Here is a 17647-nt window from a genome sequence, read left to right on the forward strand (position 1 = left end):
ACATCGACGAGGCGCTGCGCGGCGGTTGGAGCGTTCTGGTCTCGGGCACGGCGGTCCGTGTCGACGATCAGGTGGCGATTGAGCAGCTGATGCGCGAGGGCGACCCGGACCCGTGGGCCGGGGGTGAACGCCATGTGTGGATCGGGATCGCTCCCTCCGCCGTCACCGGCCGGACCATCGGCCTTCCGTCAGCGGCGCCACCCGTAGCCGGGCCCGAACATCCAGGAGTGCGAGAGAAATGAAGGCCGCAGTCGCAGACCACATCGTCATCGAGGGCACCCGCCCCGGCGGAGGAACGCATTCGGCACGTGTGCGCCCGCTCGCGCACGGCCGGCCCTGTCCGTTCAGGGCCCGTCACCGGCCCGGACTGGGCCTATCGGACCATGACCGGGGACTCGTCGGCGCCCGACGTCAGAATCCCCGGCAACTTCGCGGTGAGCTCTGGATCAACGGCACGAAGGAGGAACGGTGATGAGCACTGCGCGGGAGATCATGCACGCTGGAGCGACCTGTGCGCAGGAGAGCGAAACGCTGGAGGCAGCGGCGCGGAGGATGCGTGAACTGGACGTCGGGGCGCTGCCGATCTGCGGTGCCGACGACCGGCTGCACGGGATCATCACCGACCGCGACATCGTGGTGAAGTGCCTCGCGGAGGGCAGGGACCCGAAGACGACCACCGCGGGCGAACTCGCCCAGGGCAAGCCGATCACGGTCGACGCCGACGCCGACGCGGCCGAGGTCCTGCGCCTCATGGAGCAGCACCGGATCCGACGCCTGCCGGTCATCGAGGCTCACCGGCTGATCGGCATGATCAGCGAAGCCGACATCGCACGACACCTGAACCGACACGAGGTCGCCGAGTTCGTCGAGGCCATCTGCGCGCCCGCCTGATCTCACAGCCGACCACGGCAGTCGTGGTGAGATGCTCCCCCGGAGCGGACCGCCGTCGTGGCTCGACAGTGGCCCCAAGGCCACTGTCACACGGAGATACGACGGTCACGACTGGCACCGGAGTGCCCAACTTCGACCACGCCGTCCACACCGCGAACACCCGGCTTGCCGATGTCGCGCCCTGTGCCCGTCCGCGTCGCGGGCGGACAGCGCTCCGCGCGGATGCGGGCGGGTGCGGAGTAGGGTGAGTACTGGAAATTTGCCCGATTTGCCGTCCCTGTTGTTATATGCGCCGAATTGCGACCCAGGAGCAAGTAGGAGGCGAGGTGGCTTCTACCGCAGCCGAAGCCGGAAGCCCTCCCCGACGCTCACAGCTGAGCCCTGCGACTGCTCCGCACGACACGCCACAGGGCATGGAGGCGCTGACGCTGGCTCTCAAAGCCGCCGAGTGCCTGGAGGGCCGGGGCGCGTTCCTGCATTGGTGCGATCCCGCTACTCACCGGCTGCGCCTGGTCGCGGCCACCGGCTTGGCCGCGGAGAACGCCGAGGTGTGGGCGGATCTGTCCGATGAGCAGGACGTGGCCCCCGTACGCGCCGTGCGGCGCGGTGGCTATGCCTGGGTGAGCGGGGACAGCCTGGGCATCGGGGCAGCCGGCACGGCGGCAGTGCCGCTCCTCGGTGCCGAAGGACCGATCGGCGTACTGTCCGTGATCATCGCCGGGTCCGGCGAGCCGGAAGAAGTACAGCGATCCTTTCTGCTTTCGGTGGCGGAATGGGCCACTACCCGACTGAAGGACTTGCCCGGCACGCCACCCGCTCGCCGTTCCGTGGCCGGCTCGGAGCGGACGGTCCGGATGGGCAAACTGACCGCCGCGCTCGCCGAGGCCGTCACCTCGCGGGAGGTCGTACAGGCCGTCGCACAGCACGTCCTGCCCTCGTTCGGCGCCGACGGGCTCATAGTCTGGGTGTTCGAAAGCGGCCGACAGCATGTGGTCGACTCGGCCGGATACACGCAGGAACTCCTCGACCTGCTCGACGGCCTCGCCGTCACCGACTACCCGGTGGCCGCCGACGTGTTCGAGGCTTGTGCTCCCCGGTTCATCGAGTCGGCCGCAGAGTACTGCCAACGCTATCCGACACTGAAACACATACCGGCGGAGGCTCAGAAGAACGCGTGGGCGTTCCTGCCCATGATCGCCTCCGGGCATGCCATCGGCATGTGTTCGGTGTCCTTCGCCCGGCAGCGCTCCTTCACCGACGAGGAGCGCACGCTGCTGACCGCCTTGAGCGGTCTGGTCGGCCAGTCGTTGGGGCGGGCCCGCTTGTACGACGTGGAGCACGCTCGGGCGCAGGAGCTGCAGAACTCCTTGCTGCCCCAGACGCTACCCCGCCTGCCTGGCGTCCGCGCCGCCGCACGCTACCTGCCCGCGGGCAGGGGCGAGCAGGTCGGTGGCGACTGGTACGACGTGATCCCGCTGTCCGCCGACAGGGTTGCCATGGTGATCGGCGACGTCATGGGACACGGCATCCACGAAGCAGCCACCATGGGCCAGCTGCGCACCACGGTACGCACCCTCGCCGACCTGGACGTCCCCCCTGACGAACTGCTCAGCCGTCTCAACGACCTGGTCGGCGACCTGGGCGAGGACTGCTACGCAACCTGCCTGTACGCCGTCTTCGACCCGACCACCCGGATGTGCTCGTTCGCTCTGGCCGGTCATCCCCCGCCGGTCGTCGTCCACCCCGATGGCAGCGTCCACAGGCCCGACCTGACAGCCGACCCGCCGCTGGGTGCCGCTGAGCCGCCGTTCGAAACGCACCAGGTGCTCCTGCCCGAGGAGAGCCTGCTGGTCCTGTGCACCGATGGGCTCGTCGAATCCGCCACCCAGTTCGTCGACCAAGGACTGGCCCGGCTCCAGCAGGTCCTCTCCCAGCATGCGATGCCCGCCTTCACGGCGACGGACGAGGACGATGACATCCGGCGCCTGGACGGTCTGTGCGACACCGTCGTCTCGGCCCTGCTGCCCGACCACCGCCGGATGAACGACGACGCAGTGCTGTTGATCGCCCACACACGGGCCATCGACACCGATGATGTCGTCTCCTGCGTCCTTCCGGAGGATCCCCGCGCGGCCGGACAGGCCCGCGAATACGTCCGCAACCAGCTGGCCGCCTGGGGGCTGGACGATCTCGCGGCCACCACCGAGCTGCTGGCCAGCGAGCTGGTCGGCAACGTGATCCGGCACGCCAAAGGCCCCGCCCGCCTGCGCCTGCTGCGCAGCCGTTCCCTGACCTGCGAGGTCTACGACGGCAGCCTCAGCACCCCCCGCATCCGCCACGCCGCCTACACCGACGAGGGCGGTCGGGGACTGCAGCTCGTCGCTGCCCTCTCCAAACGCTGGGGCGCCCGCTACCACCGCGACGGCAAATGCATCTGGACCGAACAAGACATCCCGCACTGCGCCGCATGAACGGCATCCCGGGTGCGTGCCGGCACCGAGGAGCACGGCTTCTGGCGCATCGCTCCCGCCGCCGGCGGTTCCCCCTGGCGGCCGACCGGCGCCGCTAGCCGCTGGGAGCGGGACCTCAGTGCTCGCAGGCCCACCAGGCGTCCGCGCTCGCCTTGGTCGCGAGCTCGCGCAGGTTGCGGACGGCCTCGGCCGGGTCCTCCGCCCCGTACACCGCCGAACCGGCCACGAACACGTCCGCGCCGGCCTCGGCGCAGCGCTCGATGGTGGCGGCCGAGACGCCGCCGTCGACCTGCAGCCACAGCTCCAGGTCGTGCTTGGCGATCAGCTCCCGGGTGCGGCGGATCTTCGGCAGCATGATGTCCAGGAACGCCTGGCCGCCGAAGCCGGGCTCGACCGTCATGATCAGCAGCATGTCGAGCTCGGGCAGCAGGTCCTCGTACGGCTCGATCGGGGTGCCCGGCTTGAGCGCCATGGACGCGCGGGCACCCTTGGCGCGGATCTCGCGGGCCAGCCGGACCGGCGCGGCGGCGGCCTCGATGTGGAAGGTGATCGAACCGGCTCCCGCCTCGACGAACTGCGGGGCCCAGCGGTCCGGGTCCTCGATCATCAGGTGGCAGTCGAGCGGGATGTCGGTGGCCCGGGCCAGCGACTCGACCACCGGGACGCCCAGGGTCAGGTTGGGCACGAAGTGGTTGTCCATGACGTCCACGTGCAGCCAGTCGGAACCCCGGACGGCCTCGGCCTCGTCGGCGAGCCGGGCGAAGTCGGCAGAAAGAATGCTGGGGTTGATCTGGGGCATGGCCGACTACCTTCGTGCGAGGGCTTGCGAGGGCTGGGGCGCCCGGTCGGCGGGCGCCTCGCCCCATCATCTCGCGCCGCGCCATCGCCTACCGCACCCCGCGGCCCCCGCGTGACCGTCATCACACCCCGCCCGTGGTTACCGGGACCCCCACCGTGGCCATCAGCACCTGAGCGGCCCCCAGTGCCCACCGGGCCGTCCCCGTCCAGCCGGCAAGCTCCCCCGAGGAAGGTCTCCCGATGTCCGATCCCGTCCACTCCGCCCGCGCGCTGTGGTGGCTCTTCGAGCCGGTGTACGCCGTCACCTTCCTCCAGCCCGAGAGCCGGGCGGCCTTCGAGGCGGCCGGGCTGGACGGCGGCTGGCGCGGCTATTTCGCCAGCCGCTCGGCTCCGCTGGGCGCGGTGGACGCGCCGCCGGTGATCGCCGCGTTCTTCAGCTTCTCCCCGGCGATGGTGGAGCGGGCACTGCCCGAGGTGTGGACGCACGCGAGCCCCGAGCAGGCGCTGACCGCCCGGACCGAGGGCTCGGCGGCGGCGCTGGCCCGGCTGCTGGCGCCGGTGAAGCCCGAGCAGGTCGAGTCGGCGGCGACCGCGCTGGAGGAGGCGGTGGCCCGGCTGGACTGCGCCGGCCGGGTGCTGGCCGCCGCCAACGCCGCGCTCCCCCGGCCCGTGGACGTGTACGGGCGGCTGTGGCAGGCCGCGACCGTGCTGCGCGAGCACCGCGGGGACGGCCACGTGGCCGCGCTGGTCGCGGCCGGGCTGGACGGCTGCGAGGCGCCGGTGCTCCACTGCGCGCTGGACGCCAGCCGCGAGGTGCTCCAGCCGCTGCGCGGGTGGACGGACGAGGAGTGGGCGGCCGCCACGGCGCGGCTGGTCGAGCGGGGCTGGCTGACGGCGGAGGGGGCGGTCACCGAGCTCGGCCGGGTCCGGCACCGGTCCGTCGAGGCCGCCACCGACCTGGCCGCCGGCCGGGTGTGGGAGGGCCTGCCGCACGACGAACTCGACCGCCTGACTGCGGCCTTGAAGCCGATCGCGGCGCTCTGTCGCGAGCAGTTGCCGATCAACCCGCTCGCGATGCCGCCGGTGCACCGGTAACCGGCCGGATACGGGGGCCGAGAACGATCCCCACCCCGCGTGACCGTCGGGCTGCGCGGCTTCTGGCGCGGCTACTTCGCCGGTCGCTCGGCCCCGCCGGGCGCGGTGGACGGGCCGCCGGTGATCGCCGCGCTCTTCAGCTTCGCCCCGGCGATGGTGGAGCGGGCGCTGCCCGCGGTGTGGTCGCTGGCGAGCCCGCCCCGGGCGGGCCGAGCACGACCCCCCGCCCGGCGTAGAACCGCCCGAACGCGCGCCACGGCACCCGCGCGAAGGCCTGCGACACCCCCGGGAAACCGGAGGGGTTGTGGATCAGCAGCGCGGAGTCCGTGGCGCCCACCGCCAGCACCAGGTGCCCGCCGCGCCGGACCGGCTCCGGCCCGTGCGGCTCCCGGATCGACGGGTGCACCGAGAGCATCACCAGCCGGCCGCCGGACACCTCGCCCGCCACCTCCTCGGGCTTCAGCTCCCGGGCGCGCGCGGCCAGTCCCCAGCGCCGCCGGACGTAGTCGGCGAACGGCTCGTGGACCAGCCCGCGCAGGCTCTCGCCGTCCCTCACGTACGCCCCCGCCGCCACGCACTCACCGGCCAGCGCCATCGCCGTCGGGGTCACCCCCCACCAGTGCTCCAGCGCCATCCGCAGACAGGCCACCCCGCACAGCCGCCAGGACCACCAGGCGTACTCCGCCGGGGTGGCCGCCCCCGACTGGCCCCACCGCGGGTCCCGCGCCGCGTCCAGCTGCCCGTCGACGATCTCCCGCACCAGCTCCGCGGACTCCCACTGCGCCCGGTACGGCACCTCGTGCACCACCCGCGCCGGCCGCGCGGCGCCGCCCTGATCGACCATCCCCCGACGCTCTCACGCCGGGGCGGCCGGACGACTCACGACACTCCCTGAGGGCCCTCGCCCTCCCCCGACCGGTAGGCCAGCCGCTGCGCGGCATGCCGACCGCGCTGCTCCACCGGCAGCGAGCCGGTGGCGCCGGCCAGGCCGAACGCCGGCATGTCGAAGTAGATCGACTCGTAGCCGCCCTCGGGGACGATGTACGTCTCGTGCCAGAGCCCGACGTGCCGGCGGGTCCTGCCCTCGCGCACCAGGCGGTTGACGATGCCCCACACGGTGTGGTGGAAGCCGTCCGGCGCGCTGGCGTAGCGGTACAGCTTCTCCTTCGACTCCCAGTACTGGACGACGTAGTAGGTGCGCGGCGAGGCGGTGAGCAGGATCCGCCCGCGCAGACCCCGCTCGGGGCTGCGGCGCAGCTCGTACAGCATCCGGAACATCGCGAACATCACCGGGCCCCAGTGGTGCACGGCCCAGAAGCGGTTGATCCGCATGCCGATCAGCAGCACCACGGTGTCGCCGGTGGCGGCGGCGGTGGTGTAGCCCGGCAGCGGTTTGGCGAACAAGGGCATCTCTGCCTCCCCGAACCAGCGCCCCATGTAAGCGGTGATTCCATCAGCGCGCACCAGGTCGGTCAAGGCTCACCGCAGCCACAATTCCGCTACCGTTCAGACCTGTTGTCGATCTCAACCCCGCTGGGCTGCACGCATCCTGTGCGTGGTCCGTCCCGGGAGGCCGGTTCCCTCACGATCCGGACAGTCGACAACCCGATCTCGCCCGGTATCACCGCCCCCCGTCCGCCCCGGCCCCATGCCCGGGGCGGACGGGGGGATTGCCAGGCGCGACCCTTCGGGCCGACGGCCGGGCCTACCAGGCGTAGTCCTCCGGGGCGGGCCGGTGGCCGGGGAAGAGCTCGTCGAGGCGGTCCAGGGTCTTCTGGTCGAGCTTCAGGTCGAGGGCCGCGAGGGCGGCGTCGAGGTGGGCCGGGGTGCGGGGGCCGATGATGGGGGCGGTGACTGCCGGGCGGGAGAGCAGCCAGGCGAGGGCGAGGTCGGCGGGGTCGGTGCCGAGTTCGGCGGCGAAGTCCTCGTAGGCCTGGAGCTGAGTGCGGTGCCTGGCGAGGAGTTCGCCGGCGAAGCCCAGGGCGCTGCGGCCACGGGTGCCCTCGCGCTCCTTGCGCAGGACGCCGCCGAGCAGGCCGCTGCGCAGCGGGGACCAGGGGATGAGCCCGAGGCCGTAGTGCTGGAGGGCGGGGATGACTTCGAGTTCGACGGTGCGGTCGAGCAGGTTGTAGAGGGACTGCTCGCTGACCAGGCCGAGGAAGTGCCGGGAGCGGGCGGCCTCCTGGGCCTGGGCGATGTGCCAGCCGGCGAAGTTGCTGGAGCCGACGTAGATGATCTTGCCCTGGGTGACCAGGACCTCCATCGCCTGCCAGATCTCCTCCCAGGGCGTGTCCCGGTCGATGTGGTGCATCTGGTACAGGTCGATGTGGTCGGTCTGCAGCCGGCGCAGGCTGGCCTCGGCGGCCTTGCGGATGGCGAGCGCGGAGAGCCTGCCCTCGTTGGGCCAGTCGCTCATCTCGGCGTAGGCCTTGGTGGCGAGCACGGTGCGCTCGCGGCGGCCGCCGCCCTGGGCGAACCAGCGGCCGATGATCTCCTCGGTTCGACCCTTGAGGTTGCCCTCGCTGTCGCGGCCGTAGGCGTTGGCGGTGTCGAAGAAGTTGATGCCGCGCTCGTGGGCGGTGTCCATGAGGCGGTGGGCCTCGGCTTCCTCGGTGTGGGGACCGAAGTTCATGGTGCCGAGGCAGAGGCGGGAGACGGTCAGGCCGGTGCGGCCGAGGTGGGTGTACTCCATGGCGCCCCACCCAAGACCACACCGGCACCGGTGTCCAGCACCTTTCGGGACCCGGCGGGTCACCGTCCGTGCGTGGCGAACTTCCGTACGGCCAGCGGCCCGCAGATCGCGAGCAGCACGGCGCTCCAGAGCAGCGAGGCGAGCAGCGCGTGCTGCATCGGCCAGGCGTCGCCGGGGGCGGACGGGTTGGCGAAGAGTTCGCGGCAGGCCTGGACGACGGAGCTGATCGGATTCCAGTCGGCGACCTCCCGCAGCCAGCCGGGCATCCCGCCGGTGGGCACGTAGGCGTTGGTCACCATCGCCAACGGGAAGACCACGACGATGAGTTGGCCGGCCGCCTCCTCCTTGCCGACGGCCAGGCCGAGCAGCGTGCCGACCCAGGTCATCACGAACCGGAAGAGCAGCAGCAGCGCGAACGCCTCCAGCGCGTCGAAGACCCCGTGCCGGGCGCGCCACCCGGCGGCCAGCCCGACGAGCGCCAGCAACGCCAGCACGACCGCGCTGACCAGCAGGTCGGCGAGGGTCTGCCCGAGCAGCAGGCCGGTGCGCGAGACCGGCATCGAACGCAGCCGGTCGGTGACCCCGCGCCCGACGTCGCGGGCGGCACCGACCATGGTGGGCATGATGCCGTTGGTGGCGACCATGGCGAACAGCCCGGGCATCAGGAACTCCCGGTAGTCACCGCCGCCCGGCACCTGCATGGCGCTGCCGAAGACGTACCCGAAAACCACCACCATGACAACCGGAACGGCCAGCGAGGCGGCCAACAGGCCCGGCGAGTGGCGGTAGTTGAGCAGGATGCGGAGCATCGAGGTCACGCTGTCGGAGACCAGTCGGGCACCGGGCGAAGGGCGCGAGACGGCCGAACTCGGAGCGGTCGGAGCGGGGTGTGCAACGGTGGTCATCAGGCGGCCTTTCCTTCGGTACCGGTGAGCGTGAGGAACACGTCGTCCAGCGAGGGCGCCCGTACCGCGACGTCCTCGGCGACGACCCCGGCGCCGTCCAACTCCCGCACCAGTGACGGCAGGAGGACGCTCACTCCCGGTGCCGTCAGCACCGTGACCGTCCGCTCGGCGACGTCCACCTGTGCGTCGTTTCCCGAGAGGGCGGACAACAGCACGGCGGTGGAAGCGAGTTGCTCCGGGTTGGCCAGGGTGACCGAGACCTGACTGCCGATCGCCGCCTTGAGCCGGGCCGGCGGGCCGGTGGCGATCGCGGCGCCGTGGTCGACCACCACGATGTCGTCGGCGAGCCGGTCGGCCTCCTCCAGGTACTGGGTGGTGAGCAGCACGGTGGTGCCGCCGTCGGCCAACTCCTTGACGGTGTCCCAGATCTCCTGCCGGCTGCGCGGGTCGAGCCCGGTGGTGGGCTCGTCGAGGAAGAGCACCGGCGGGCTGGTGACCAGGCTGGCGATCAGGTCGAGGCGCCGGCGCATGCCGCCGGAGTAGGTGCGCACCAGCCGGTCGCCGGCCTCGGCGAGGCCGAAGCGGGTCAGCAGTTCGTCGGCGCGCGCCCGGGCCCGCCGCGCGCCGAGGCGGTGCATCCGGCCGAACAGGTGGAGGTTGTCGCGGCCGGTGATGCCCTCGTCCAGCGCGGCGTGCTGCCCGGCGAGGCCGATCGCCCGCCGGACCTCCTCGGCGTCGCGGACGGCGTCGTGCCCGGCGACCCGGACGGCGCCCCGGTCGGGGGCGACCAGGGTGGCGAGAACGCGGACGGCGGTGGTCTTGCCGGCGCCGTTGGGACCGAGGAGGCCGCAGACGGTGCCGGCCGGGACGGTCAGGTCGAGGCCGCGCAGGGCCTCGGTGGCCCCGAAGCGTTTCTCCACGCCCGCCATCTCGATGGCGGGTCGGGCGGTGTCGGACATGGCTCTACCCTTCTCTAGGTACGGCGTACGTAGAAGCGTGCGCGGGCGCAATCGTACTACGTACGCCGTACGTATCTAAGATGGGAGGGCGAGGTGATCTTCCAGTGCCGTCCAGCAAGCCCCCCAACGGATCCGAGAGTGCGGAGCAGCCCGGAAAGCCGGTGCCCCCCGAGGCCCCCGAACTGATCTGGCTGCGCCCCGAGCGCACCGGCCGCGGCCCCCGCCCGGCCCACAGCCGCGACTCGATCGCCGCGGCCGCCATCGTGATCGCCGACGCCGAGGGCCTGGACGCCGTCTCGATGCGCCGGGTCGCGGCCGCGCTCGGCGCGGGCACCATGTCGCTCTACAACTACGTGCCGAAGAAGGAGCACCTGCTCGACCTGATGCTCGACGCGGCCAGCGGCGAGTACCGGCTGCCGCCCGAGCCGAGCGGCGACGTCCGGGCCGACCTGGCGCGCCTCGCGCACGAGCAGCTCGCCATCTTCCGCCGCCACCCCTGGCTGCCCGCCCTGGTGCTCGCCCGCCCGAGCATCGGCCCCAACGCCCTGCGCTACACCGACCACTTCCTGGCCGTCACCGCCCCCACCGGTCTGGCCGGCGGGGCGCGGATGGAGGCGATGGCGCTGTTCAACGGGTTCATCTGCCAGTTCGCCCAGTACGAGCAGACGGCGGCCGCGGGCGCCAAGTGGCAGGCGGAGATGGTCGGTTACCTCACCCAGGCGGCGATGAGCGGCGCCTACCCCAACCTGGCCCAGGCCTTCGCCACCGCGGGCCCGCCCGCCGACCCGGACCAGGCCTTCGACCGCACCCTGGACCGGGTCATCCTCGCCATCCTGGCGCCCGCGACGGGCGGTTAGGCTCCCAGCACCGCCCGCGTCAGCACCCCGGCAGCCTTCCCGTCCACCAGCACCACCACGCCCGGGTGCCCGCCCGCCAGCGCGGCCCGCGCCTCGGCCGCCGACTGCCCGACCCCGACCGTCGGCAGGGCCGGCCCGAGCAGCGGGCGCACCGGGCCGCCGGGCTTGGCCCCGCCGTCCGTGAGCGCCGCCAGCAGCACCTCCCGGGACACCGAGCCGAGCACCTCCGCGTCGGCCACCCCGTACGGTCGCGCCGCCCGCGGCAGTACGGCCGGGGCGACCCCGCCCGGCGCGGCCCGCAGCGCCTCCAGTGCCTCGCCGACGGTCGCGTCCGCACCGACCGCCACCAGCGGGCCGGCCGCCTCCAGCGCCGCGCGCACCTCCGCCTCCCCCGGCTCCTCCAGGAAGCCCCAGCGCCGCATCCACCCGTCGCTGTGCACCTTGGACAGGTAGGAGCGGCCCGAGTCCGGCAGCAGCACCACGACCAGGTCGTCCGGCCCCAGCCCGCGTGCCGTCCGCAGCGCCGCCGCCACCGCCGTACCGGAGGACGGACCGGCCAGGATGCCTTCCTCGCGGACGAGTCGACGTGCCGTCAGCAGCGACTCGCGGTCCGGGATCCGTTCGAAGGAGTCGATCACCTCCGAGCGGTAGGCCTGCGGCCAGCGGTCCTCGATCGTCTCGGGGTGCAGGAAGTGCCCGATGCTCTCGACGAACCACGGGCTGCCGTCCCCGCCGCCGTACGAGGAGGACTCCGGGTCCGCGCCGATCACGGTCACCGCACCGCCGGACACCTCCTTCAGGTACCCGCCGGTGCCGGTGACGGTGCCGCCGGTGCCGACGCCCGCGACGAAGTGGGTCACCCGGCCGCCGGTCTGCTCCCAGATCTCGGGGCCGGTGGTGCGGACATGGGCGTCGGGATTGGCCAGGTTGTCGTACTGGTTGGCGAGCCAGGCGCCGGGGATCTCCTCGGTGAGCCGCTTGACCACGTTGAACAGGTGCCGCGGATCCTCCTGCGCCACGGAGGTCGTCGCCAGCACCACCTCGGCACCGTACGCCCGCAGGATGTCCGACTTCTCGGGCGCCGACTTGTCCGACACCCCGGCGATCACCCGGTACCCGCGCTGACGGCCCACGATGGCCAGCCCGATGCCGGTGTTGCCGGAAGTCGCCTCGATGATCGTCCCGCCCGGCCGCAGCAGGCCCTCCCGCTCGGCGGCCAGGATCATGGACAGCGCGGCCCGGTCCTTGACGCTGCCGCCGATGTTGAGGAACTCCGCCTTGGCGTAGATCGGCGCGGCGATCCCGGCGCCCAGCCGGGCGAGGCGGAACAGCGGCGTCCCGCCGATCGCGTCGAGGACGGATTCGTGCACAGCGGTCATCATGCGCTCCTTCATCCGGTGCAACGTGTGCATACGTGTCCGACCGAGCCTGCCCACACCCGCGCCCCGCTAGCCGTCCCCACCCGCACCTCCCCCGCCGGGGGGAGACGGCCCCTCTCCGGGCAGGACGCCAACCGGAGCCGGGTCGACCAGGCTTGGGACATCGAGCCCCGAGGAGCGGACATGACCCGACACCGGCTGCGCACCGTCACCCTGGCCGGCAGGATGGCGGCGGTTCCGCCTCGGCGATCATCGCGGCGGCTGCGGACGCGGTGATGCGCGCGGCCGCCATAGTCGCCGAGCGCAACGGCGGCCGGCTCGACCCGCCCGCGCTGTGCGTCCTGGACGAGGCGGCCAACGTCTGCAAAATCTCGGACTTGCCGGACCTGTACTCCCACTTGGGCAGTCGGGGCGTCATCCCGATCACCATCCTGCAGTCCTACCGCCAGGGCCAGCGCTGCTGGGGCGAGGCCGGCATGGACGCACTCTGGTCCGCCGCCACCACGAAGGTCATCGGCTCGGGTATCGACGACGCGGACTTCGCGGACCGCCTCTCCCGGCAGATTGGCGAGCACGACGTGCAGACCGTCTCTGTCTCCAACTCCGATGGCGGGAAGTCGACTTCGGTGTCGATGCGCACCGAGCGGATCCTGCCGCCGGACGAGATCCGCGCGCTCCCCAAGGGCAAGGTGCTGCTGTTCGCGACCGGGATGCGGGTGGCGATGCTCGACCTCAAGCCCTGGTACAAAGAGCGCTCCGCCAAGGAGATCGGCCCGGCCTCCGCCCGCGCCACCAAGGCCATCACAGAACGGGCCCTCGCCAAGTCCCGTGGCCACGACGGCTTCGGGCTGGCGGCATGACCATCTCGAACGCCTCCGCCCTCAACCGCTCGAGGTTCGGTTCCCAAGCCGCAGTGCCCGATCCACCGTTCGCCGGGCCTGGCTGGCGCCAACCGAGCAGCGGCACGTGGGTATACCAGGACGCCCCGGGAGCCGCCCGCGTGCAGGCGGTCCTGCTGGACGACGGGAACTGGTTCCTGGACCTGTGGTCGGCGCAGTCCCGACTGCTCGCCCGCGGTTCGGCTCCCGCCAGCGAGGTCGCCGCCCTCGCCCCCGCGCTCACCGCCAACGCCGCCCGGTGGGCACCGCCGTCCGGCCTTGACGCCTCCCGGCGCCGCTTCACCGCAACCGCCGAGGCCGTGCATGCCCACGGCCGCCCCGTACCGGACGAGGCCAGGGTCCGCGCGGCCACCGCCGCCTCGCCTACCCGGCCCAGGGCCCTTGCGACCGAGACGCTGGCCACCGCACCAACTGCCGCGCCCCCAGCCCGCCGGCGCCGCTGAATCCGCCCAACTCCCCGAGGAGCTCTCCATGTCCGACAACAACTCGCCCACCCGACGTCGCCGTCCGACGCCGCTCACCGCTGCGCCGGTCGTCCGCCGGGGCAGCCAGTGGTGGCTGATCACCGACGACGGCTCGATCCTGGCCATCGACCCCACGTTCACCAGCGAGCTGGACCGCTTCGCCGCCGCGAAAGCCGCCGCCGACCGCGCTGTCGAACAGCTCCGCGTCCAGCAGCGGAAGCGCTAATGAGGGTACCGCTGAGGGGGGTTGATGCCTTCGGAGGCATGTGCCGTCCGGTGCGATCGCCACCGCTGGCACCAGGTAACGATGGCTGGTAAAGGTAGCGGTTTGCTGGTCCGGTGGATGAGCCCACTGGTGGTCACTCACCTGGGCGGCCGGGGCGGAACTCGTAGAAGTAGACACCGCGTTTGCCAAGCACGGCGATGGCGGAGCCATCGGGCGTCCACACGCAGGTGTAGAGGTCTTCATCGGTTCGCATAAAGGCGACCACGTGAGCTGCCACCCGGTCCCAGATTCGTATCGTGTTGTCATCACCAGTGGTGGCGAGCCAGGTGCCGTTCGGTGCGATCGCCCGCCGCGAGTCGGTACGGCCGGTCAGGTTGGGGATGTACTGGCGAGCGACACGGTCCCAAATCCGCACCGTCTTCGCGCTCTCGCGGCTGATGTTGGTGAGCCAGGTACCGTCCGGCGCGATCGCCACCGCACGGACCGAGTCGGTGTGGCCGGTCAGATTGGCGATCTGCTGTGCAGTGGCTCGGTCCCAGATCCGCACCGTCCCGTCCTCCCCGGCGGTGGCGAGCCAAGTGCCGTCCGGCGCGATCGCCACCGCACGGACCGGGCCGGTGTGGCCGGTCAGATTGGCGATCTGCTGTGCAGTGGCTCGGTCCCAGATCCGCACCGTCCCGTCCTCCCCGGCGGTGGCGAGCCAAGTGCCGTCCGGCGCGATCGCCACCGCATGCACCCAGTCGGTGTGGCCGGTGAGTTTGGCGATCTGCTGTGCGGTGGCTCGGTCCCAGATCCGCACCGTCCCGTCTTTTCCAGTGGCGGCGAGCCAAGTGCCGTCCGGCGCGATCGCCACCGCAAACACCCAGTCGGTGTGGCCGGTCAGGTTCGCGATCTGCCGGCCGGAGGCTCGGTCCCAGATCCGTATCGTGTTGTCACGGGCGGCGGTGGTGAGCCAGGTGCCGTCCGGCGCGATCGCCACCGCCCACACCCGGTCGGTGTGGCCGGTGAGTTTGGCGATCTGTCGGCCGGTGACTCGGTCCCAGATCCGTACCGTCTTGTCATCACTGGCGGTGGTGAGCCAGGTGCCGTCCGGCGCGATCGCCACCGCACGCACCCAGTCGGTGTGGCCGGTGAGTTTGGCGATCTGTCGGCCGGTGACTCGGTCCCAGATCCGCACCGTCCCGTCCTCCCCGGCGGTGGCGAGCCAAGTGCCGTCCGGCGCGATCGCCACCGCCCACACCCGGTCGGTGTGGCCGGTGAGTTTGGCGATCTGTCGGCCGGTGGCCGGGTCCCAGATCCGTACCGTCTTGTCACTACTGGCGGTGGTGAGCCAGGTGCCGTCCGGCGCGATCGCCACCGCCACCACCTGGCCGGTGTGGCCGGTCAGGTTGCGTAGCAAGGCCGGGTCGGGGATGTCTGGTGGTGACCCGAGGTTAATCAGGGCTGGAAAATCAGAGAGGGCTTGTCTGGCTTGGATTTGGTCGTGCCAGGCGGACAGGTGTTCCAGTCGGCTGTGCAGGATGGCGGTGAGGGCGTGGGCGGGCTCGGTTGGTGTGAGTAGGTGCGAGGCACTGGAGATTTCGCGGGCGCGTTGCGCGCTGGCAGTGGTGGGGATCCGTGCGCTGTCGGACCAGGGGGCGGTTGGTCCGCGTTGGTGTAGCCGGGTCTCGACCCAGCGGATGTCGCTGGCCACGGCTTCGGCCTGCTCGGTTCGTCCCGCAGCCAGCAGGTGGTAGATGAGGTGGTCAAGGAGGTATCCGTTGTCCAACTCCCACCAAGCGGTGCGCGGTTGCGGCGCTGACGGTGCCAACGGAGCGGCCTCGGGCAGGGTGGTCGCGGCGGCGTCCAGGAGTGCGGCATTGACCTCGGTGACGCGGCGTGTGCCGAGTTCCGCGCGCAGGTAGTCGCGGATGACGTCATGGAGAGTGAGCCGGCCTCCGTCGGTGGCGTCCACGGTCAACAGGGACAGGCTGGCCAGGGCCTGGCACAGGCGTCGTGACTCCGTCTCGCCGAGTTCTGCGGTGGCGTGCCAGAGTGCGGCGACCAGGGGGATGGGCACGGCTTCGTCTTCGGCGAAGACCGCGAGTTCGGCGAACCGCTCCTGTGCGCCTTCGGGGAGCAGGCTGCTGGCGGCCTGGACGGTCGCCCGCACCATCTGCCGGCGTTGAGCAGGGTGATCGAGGTCCAGCGGGGTGGAAGGATCATCGACCGCCGCCGGTCCGTGCTCCCGCAGCCTACTGAGCGCTTCTTCAGCAGCGGCAACAGGGTCGGCGCCGGTTGCCACCTGGGTGGCGATCATCCGGTTGGTCAGTCGCAGCAGCAGTGGCCATCGGCCGGCCGCCTTCTGCAACTGTCGTGTCAGATCTTCTGGCAGAAGCGGCAGTTCCCAGGTCAGGACCTTGCGCGCCTGCGCAGTGGACATCTGGTCAACCCGGACCTGGAGGGCGTGCGGCGGAAGAACCGAGGAGATGCGGGTGGTGACCAGACGAACGCACCGGTCGCCGCCGATGAGGAAGGGATCGAGCTGGTCCTGCTCCCAGACATCGTCCAGAACCAGCAGACTGCGGCGGCGGGGATGCTGGTCGAGCAACCGTCCCAAGTGAGCGCCGGCCAGGTCTGGGTCATCAAAGGCCGTGGTGTCGCCGGTGATGAACCGGGTAGCTTCGCTGATCTTTGCGGCAATGGCTGCCCGCCCGCGCACGTCCCGGCCCACAGTAACCACATACACCCGTCCTCCAAAGCGTCGCCGCACGCGACGGCTCGCGCACACGAGGTGGGCTAAGGTCGTCTTCCCGAAACCACCCGCTCCCTGCAACGCAGTGGTGATCCCTACCGCGCGGCCACGGCGCGCGCACACCGCTGCAATCACCGCGTCGGCTTCGGCACGGCCGACCACCCACGCGGGCACCTCCCGTAGTGCCGGAGGCGGACGCAACAACCGGAAGATCCGACGCGGCTGGTTCTGGACCAGCTTCCCGATGTACAGGTAGCCCGTGTTGGCGATGCCATGCCCGCTGACGGTGGCCGCCCCAGTGTTGGCAATGTCCACGGAGACATGGGACGCAGGAGGGTGCCCGCGGTACCCGGAGACAGCCGTCGCCCCTTCCCTGGCGGTGGCGGCGCCCGTGTCCGCGACCGAAACCGCCGTCTCATCCAGGTCCCCCTCGCCTGCACCCGCCGGTCTCGCGGCGCCATCCGGGGCAGGTGTAGCCCGGCGTCCGGCGAGCCACTTCATCACGAGGTTCCTCCCCCGATATCCCCGACATGCCCCAGGCTCCAGTCAGCTGTAGTCGACGCCAGTGCTGGCGCTGCTACCGGAGCCGTCGGCGCTCGCGTCCCCCGTTCCCGTGGCCTTGGCCGATCCGCCCTCCACACCGCGCGGGCGTCGCACACCCGTGGACGCCCGGCCGCCATCGGTGGCGGTGGCCTTGCCGGTGTTAGCCGCGGTGTCCGTCCCTTGCTGTGACGTCGAGGGTGTGGTCAGCAACGCCCACACCAGCGCAAGGACACCGGTGGCCCCTTGGATGCTGGCAGCGACCAGCTGGCCGGTATCAGGATTGTCCAGCAGCCAGTACAGCGGCGTGAGAGCTATCGCCGTCCCCGCGACCGCCATGACCGTGATCTTCCCGCCCCGCGACAGGTGCACATCGCCCTCCAGCAATAATCGACGGCCCGTCAGATAATAGACCGAGAGCAACCTTTATCCAGCCGGCACCCAAACCCGCGTACAACCACTGCCAAGACTCTCGCTCCGGCCTTCTTCATCCCGGCAGCCGGCCTCGCGCTCCCTCAGGCGGCCAGCTCCGCCCGCACCGGAGGCGGTGGCACTGCCGCTGCGGCCGGAGGCCGCGCCGCAGGACGGCCCGACCCCGGACGGTGAGGACCGTACGCCGGCCAGCAATGCCGGTCACCCTTGGTTACCACCGATTACGGGACAGAGTAGTCCGGGGGCCTTGAGGCCCCACCCTGATGGGCCGAAAATCTGGGTGGGGCCGTCCAGTTGACGTCGAT

15 protein-coding genes and 2 pseudogenes are annotated in these 17647 nt (G+C 71.6%); 8 read left to right on the forward strand and 9 right to left on the reverse strand.

The genetic code is table 11. The annotated features are described in order from the left end of the window. Positions 1-471: 471 nt before the first annotated feature. Positions 472-891, forward strand: coding sequence for a CBS domain-containing protein (locus tag ACWC9T_RS36470; RefSeq protein ID WP_449825338.1), 420 nt, complete (start codon positions 472-474; stop codon positions 889-891). A gap of 413 nt (positions 892-1304) precedes the next feature. Continuing rightward, positions 1305-3362, forward strand: a complete 2058-nt coding sequence (locus ACWC9T_RS36475) for an ATP-binding SpoIIE family protein phosphatase (protein WP_449825339.1) — start codon at positions 1305-1307, stop codon at positions 3360-3362. Between the two features lie 115 nt (positions 3363-3477). Here the strand turns inward: ACWC9T_RS36475 and rpe are convergent, their stop codons facing one another. Further along, positions 3478-4161: a ribulose-phosphate 3-epimerase gene (rpe, locus tag ACWC9T_RS36480; RefSeq protein ID WP_449825340.1), complete on the reverse strand. Its 684-nt coding sequence runs from the start codon at positions 4159-4161 to the stop codon at positions 3478-3480. A gap of 239 nt (positions 4162-4400) precedes the next feature. On the opposite strand from rpe, the gene ACWC9T_RS36485 reads away from it, so the two are divergent. Beyond that, entirely contained in the window at positions 4401-5255 is an 855-nt protein-coding gene (locus ACWC9T_RS36485) for an SCO6745 family protein (RefSeq protein WP_449825341.1), read from the forward strand. Between the two features lie 39 nt (positions 5256-5294). After that, positions 5295-5450, forward strand: a pseudogene (locus tag ACWC9T_RS36490) (helix-turn-helix domain-containing protein); the annotation flags it as partial. On the opposite strand, the gene ACWC9T_RS36495 reads toward ACWC9T_RS36490, so the two are convergent. From ACWC9T_RS36495 to ACWC9T_RS36515, 5 genes are all read right to left on the reverse strand, one after another. Beyond that, positions 5392-6099: a C39 family peptidase gene (locus ACWC9T_RS36495; RefSeq protein ID WP_449825342.1), complete on the reverse strand. Its 708-nt coding sequence runs from the start codon at positions 6097-6099 to the stop codon at positions 5392-5394. The pseudogene ACWC9T_RS36490 and the gene ACWC9T_RS36495 overlap by 59 nt on opposite strands. A gap of 35 nt (positions 6100-6134) precedes the next feature. Then, a complete protein-coding gene (locus tag ACWC9T_RS36500; RefSeq protein ID WP_449825352.1) occupies positions 6135-6659 on the reverse strand; it encodes a DUF4188 domain-containing protein in 525 nt (174 codons plus the stop codon). Between the two features lie 301 nt (positions 6660-6960). Then, positions 6961-7947 carry an aldo/keto reductase gene (locus ACWC9T_RS36505; protein ID WP_449825343.1) on the reverse strand — a complete coding sequence of 329 codons (987 nt, stop codon included), beginning with the start codon at positions 7945-7947 and terminating at the stop codon, positions 6961-6963. Between the two features lie 59 nt (positions 7948-8006). After that, positions 8007-8852 carry an ABC transporter permease gene (locus tag ACWC9T_RS36510; RefSeq protein WP_449825344.1) on the reverse strand — a complete coding sequence of 282 codons (846 nt, stop codon included), beginning with the start codon at positions 8850-8852 and terminating at the stop codon, positions 8007-8009. Next, positions 8852-9811 carry an ATP-binding cassette domain-containing protein gene (locus ACWC9T_RS36515; RefSeq protein ID WP_449825345.1) on the reverse strand — a complete coding sequence of 320 codons (960 nt, stop codon included), beginning with the start codon at positions 9809-9811 and terminating at the stop codon, positions 8852-8854. Before ACWC9T_RS36515 ends, ACWC9T_RS36510 begins: the two co-directional genes overlap by 1 nt. 161 nt (positions 9812-9972) lie before the next feature. Here ACWC9T_RS36515 and ACWC9T_RS36520 point away from each other — a divergent pair, with 161 nt between their 5' ends. Then, positions 9973-10668, forward strand: a complete 696-nt coding sequence (locus ACWC9T_RS36520; RefSeq protein ID WP_449825346.1) for a TetR/AcrR family transcriptional regulator — start codon at positions 9973-9975, stop codon at positions 10666-10668. Here the strand turns inward: ACWC9T_RS36520 and ACWC9T_RS36525 are convergent. Continuing rightward, a complete protein-coding gene (locus tag ACWC9T_RS36525) occupies positions 10665-12047 on the reverse strand; it encodes a pyridoxal-phosphate dependent enzyme (protein WP_449825347.1) in 1383 nt (460 codons plus the stop codon). The genes ACWC9T_RS36520 and ACWC9T_RS36525 overlap by 4 nt on opposite strands. 221 nt (positions 12048-12268) lie before the next feature. Here ACWC9T_RS36525 and ACWC9T_RS36530 point away from each other — a divergent pair. The 3 genes and pseudogenes from ACWC9T_RS36530 to ACWC9T_RS36540 all read left to right on the forward strand — a co-directional run. After that, positions 12269-12907, forward strand: a pseudogene (locus tag ACWC9T_RS36530) (type IV secretory system conjugative DNA transfer family protein); the annotation flags it as partial. 140 nt (positions 12908-13047) lie between these two features. Then, positions 13048-13389, forward strand: a complete 342-nt coding sequence (locus ACWC9T_RS36535; RefSeq protein ID WP_449825348.1) for a hypothetical protein — start codon at positions 13048-13050, stop codon at positions 13387-13389. A gap of 28 nt (positions 13390-13417) precedes the next feature. After that, positions 13418-13636, forward strand: a complete 219-nt coding sequence (locus ACWC9T_RS36540; protein ID WP_449825349.1) for a hypothetical protein — start codon at positions 13418-13420, stop codon at positions 13634-13636. Positions 13637-13769: 133 nt separating this feature from the next. Here ACWC9T_RS36540 and ACWC9T_RS36545 read toward each other — a convergent pair whose 3' ends face one another. After that, the gene (locus ACWC9T_RS36545; RefSeq protein ID WP_449825350.1) at positions 13770-16685 is read right to left on the reverse strand and encodes an NB-ARC domain-containing protein; all 2916 of its coding nucleotides are present in this window, start codon (positions 16683-16685) and stop codon (positions 13770-13772) included. Positions 16686-16916: 231 nt separating this feature from the next. Continuing rightward, entirely contained in the window at positions 16917-17333 is a 417-nt protein-coding gene (locus ACWC9T_RS36550) for a hypothetical protein (RefSeq protein WP_449825351.1), read from the reverse strand. Between the last annotated feature and the right edge of the window lie 314 nt (positions 17334-17647).

The organism is Kitasatospora sp. NPDC001159 (genome assembly GCF_053598235.1).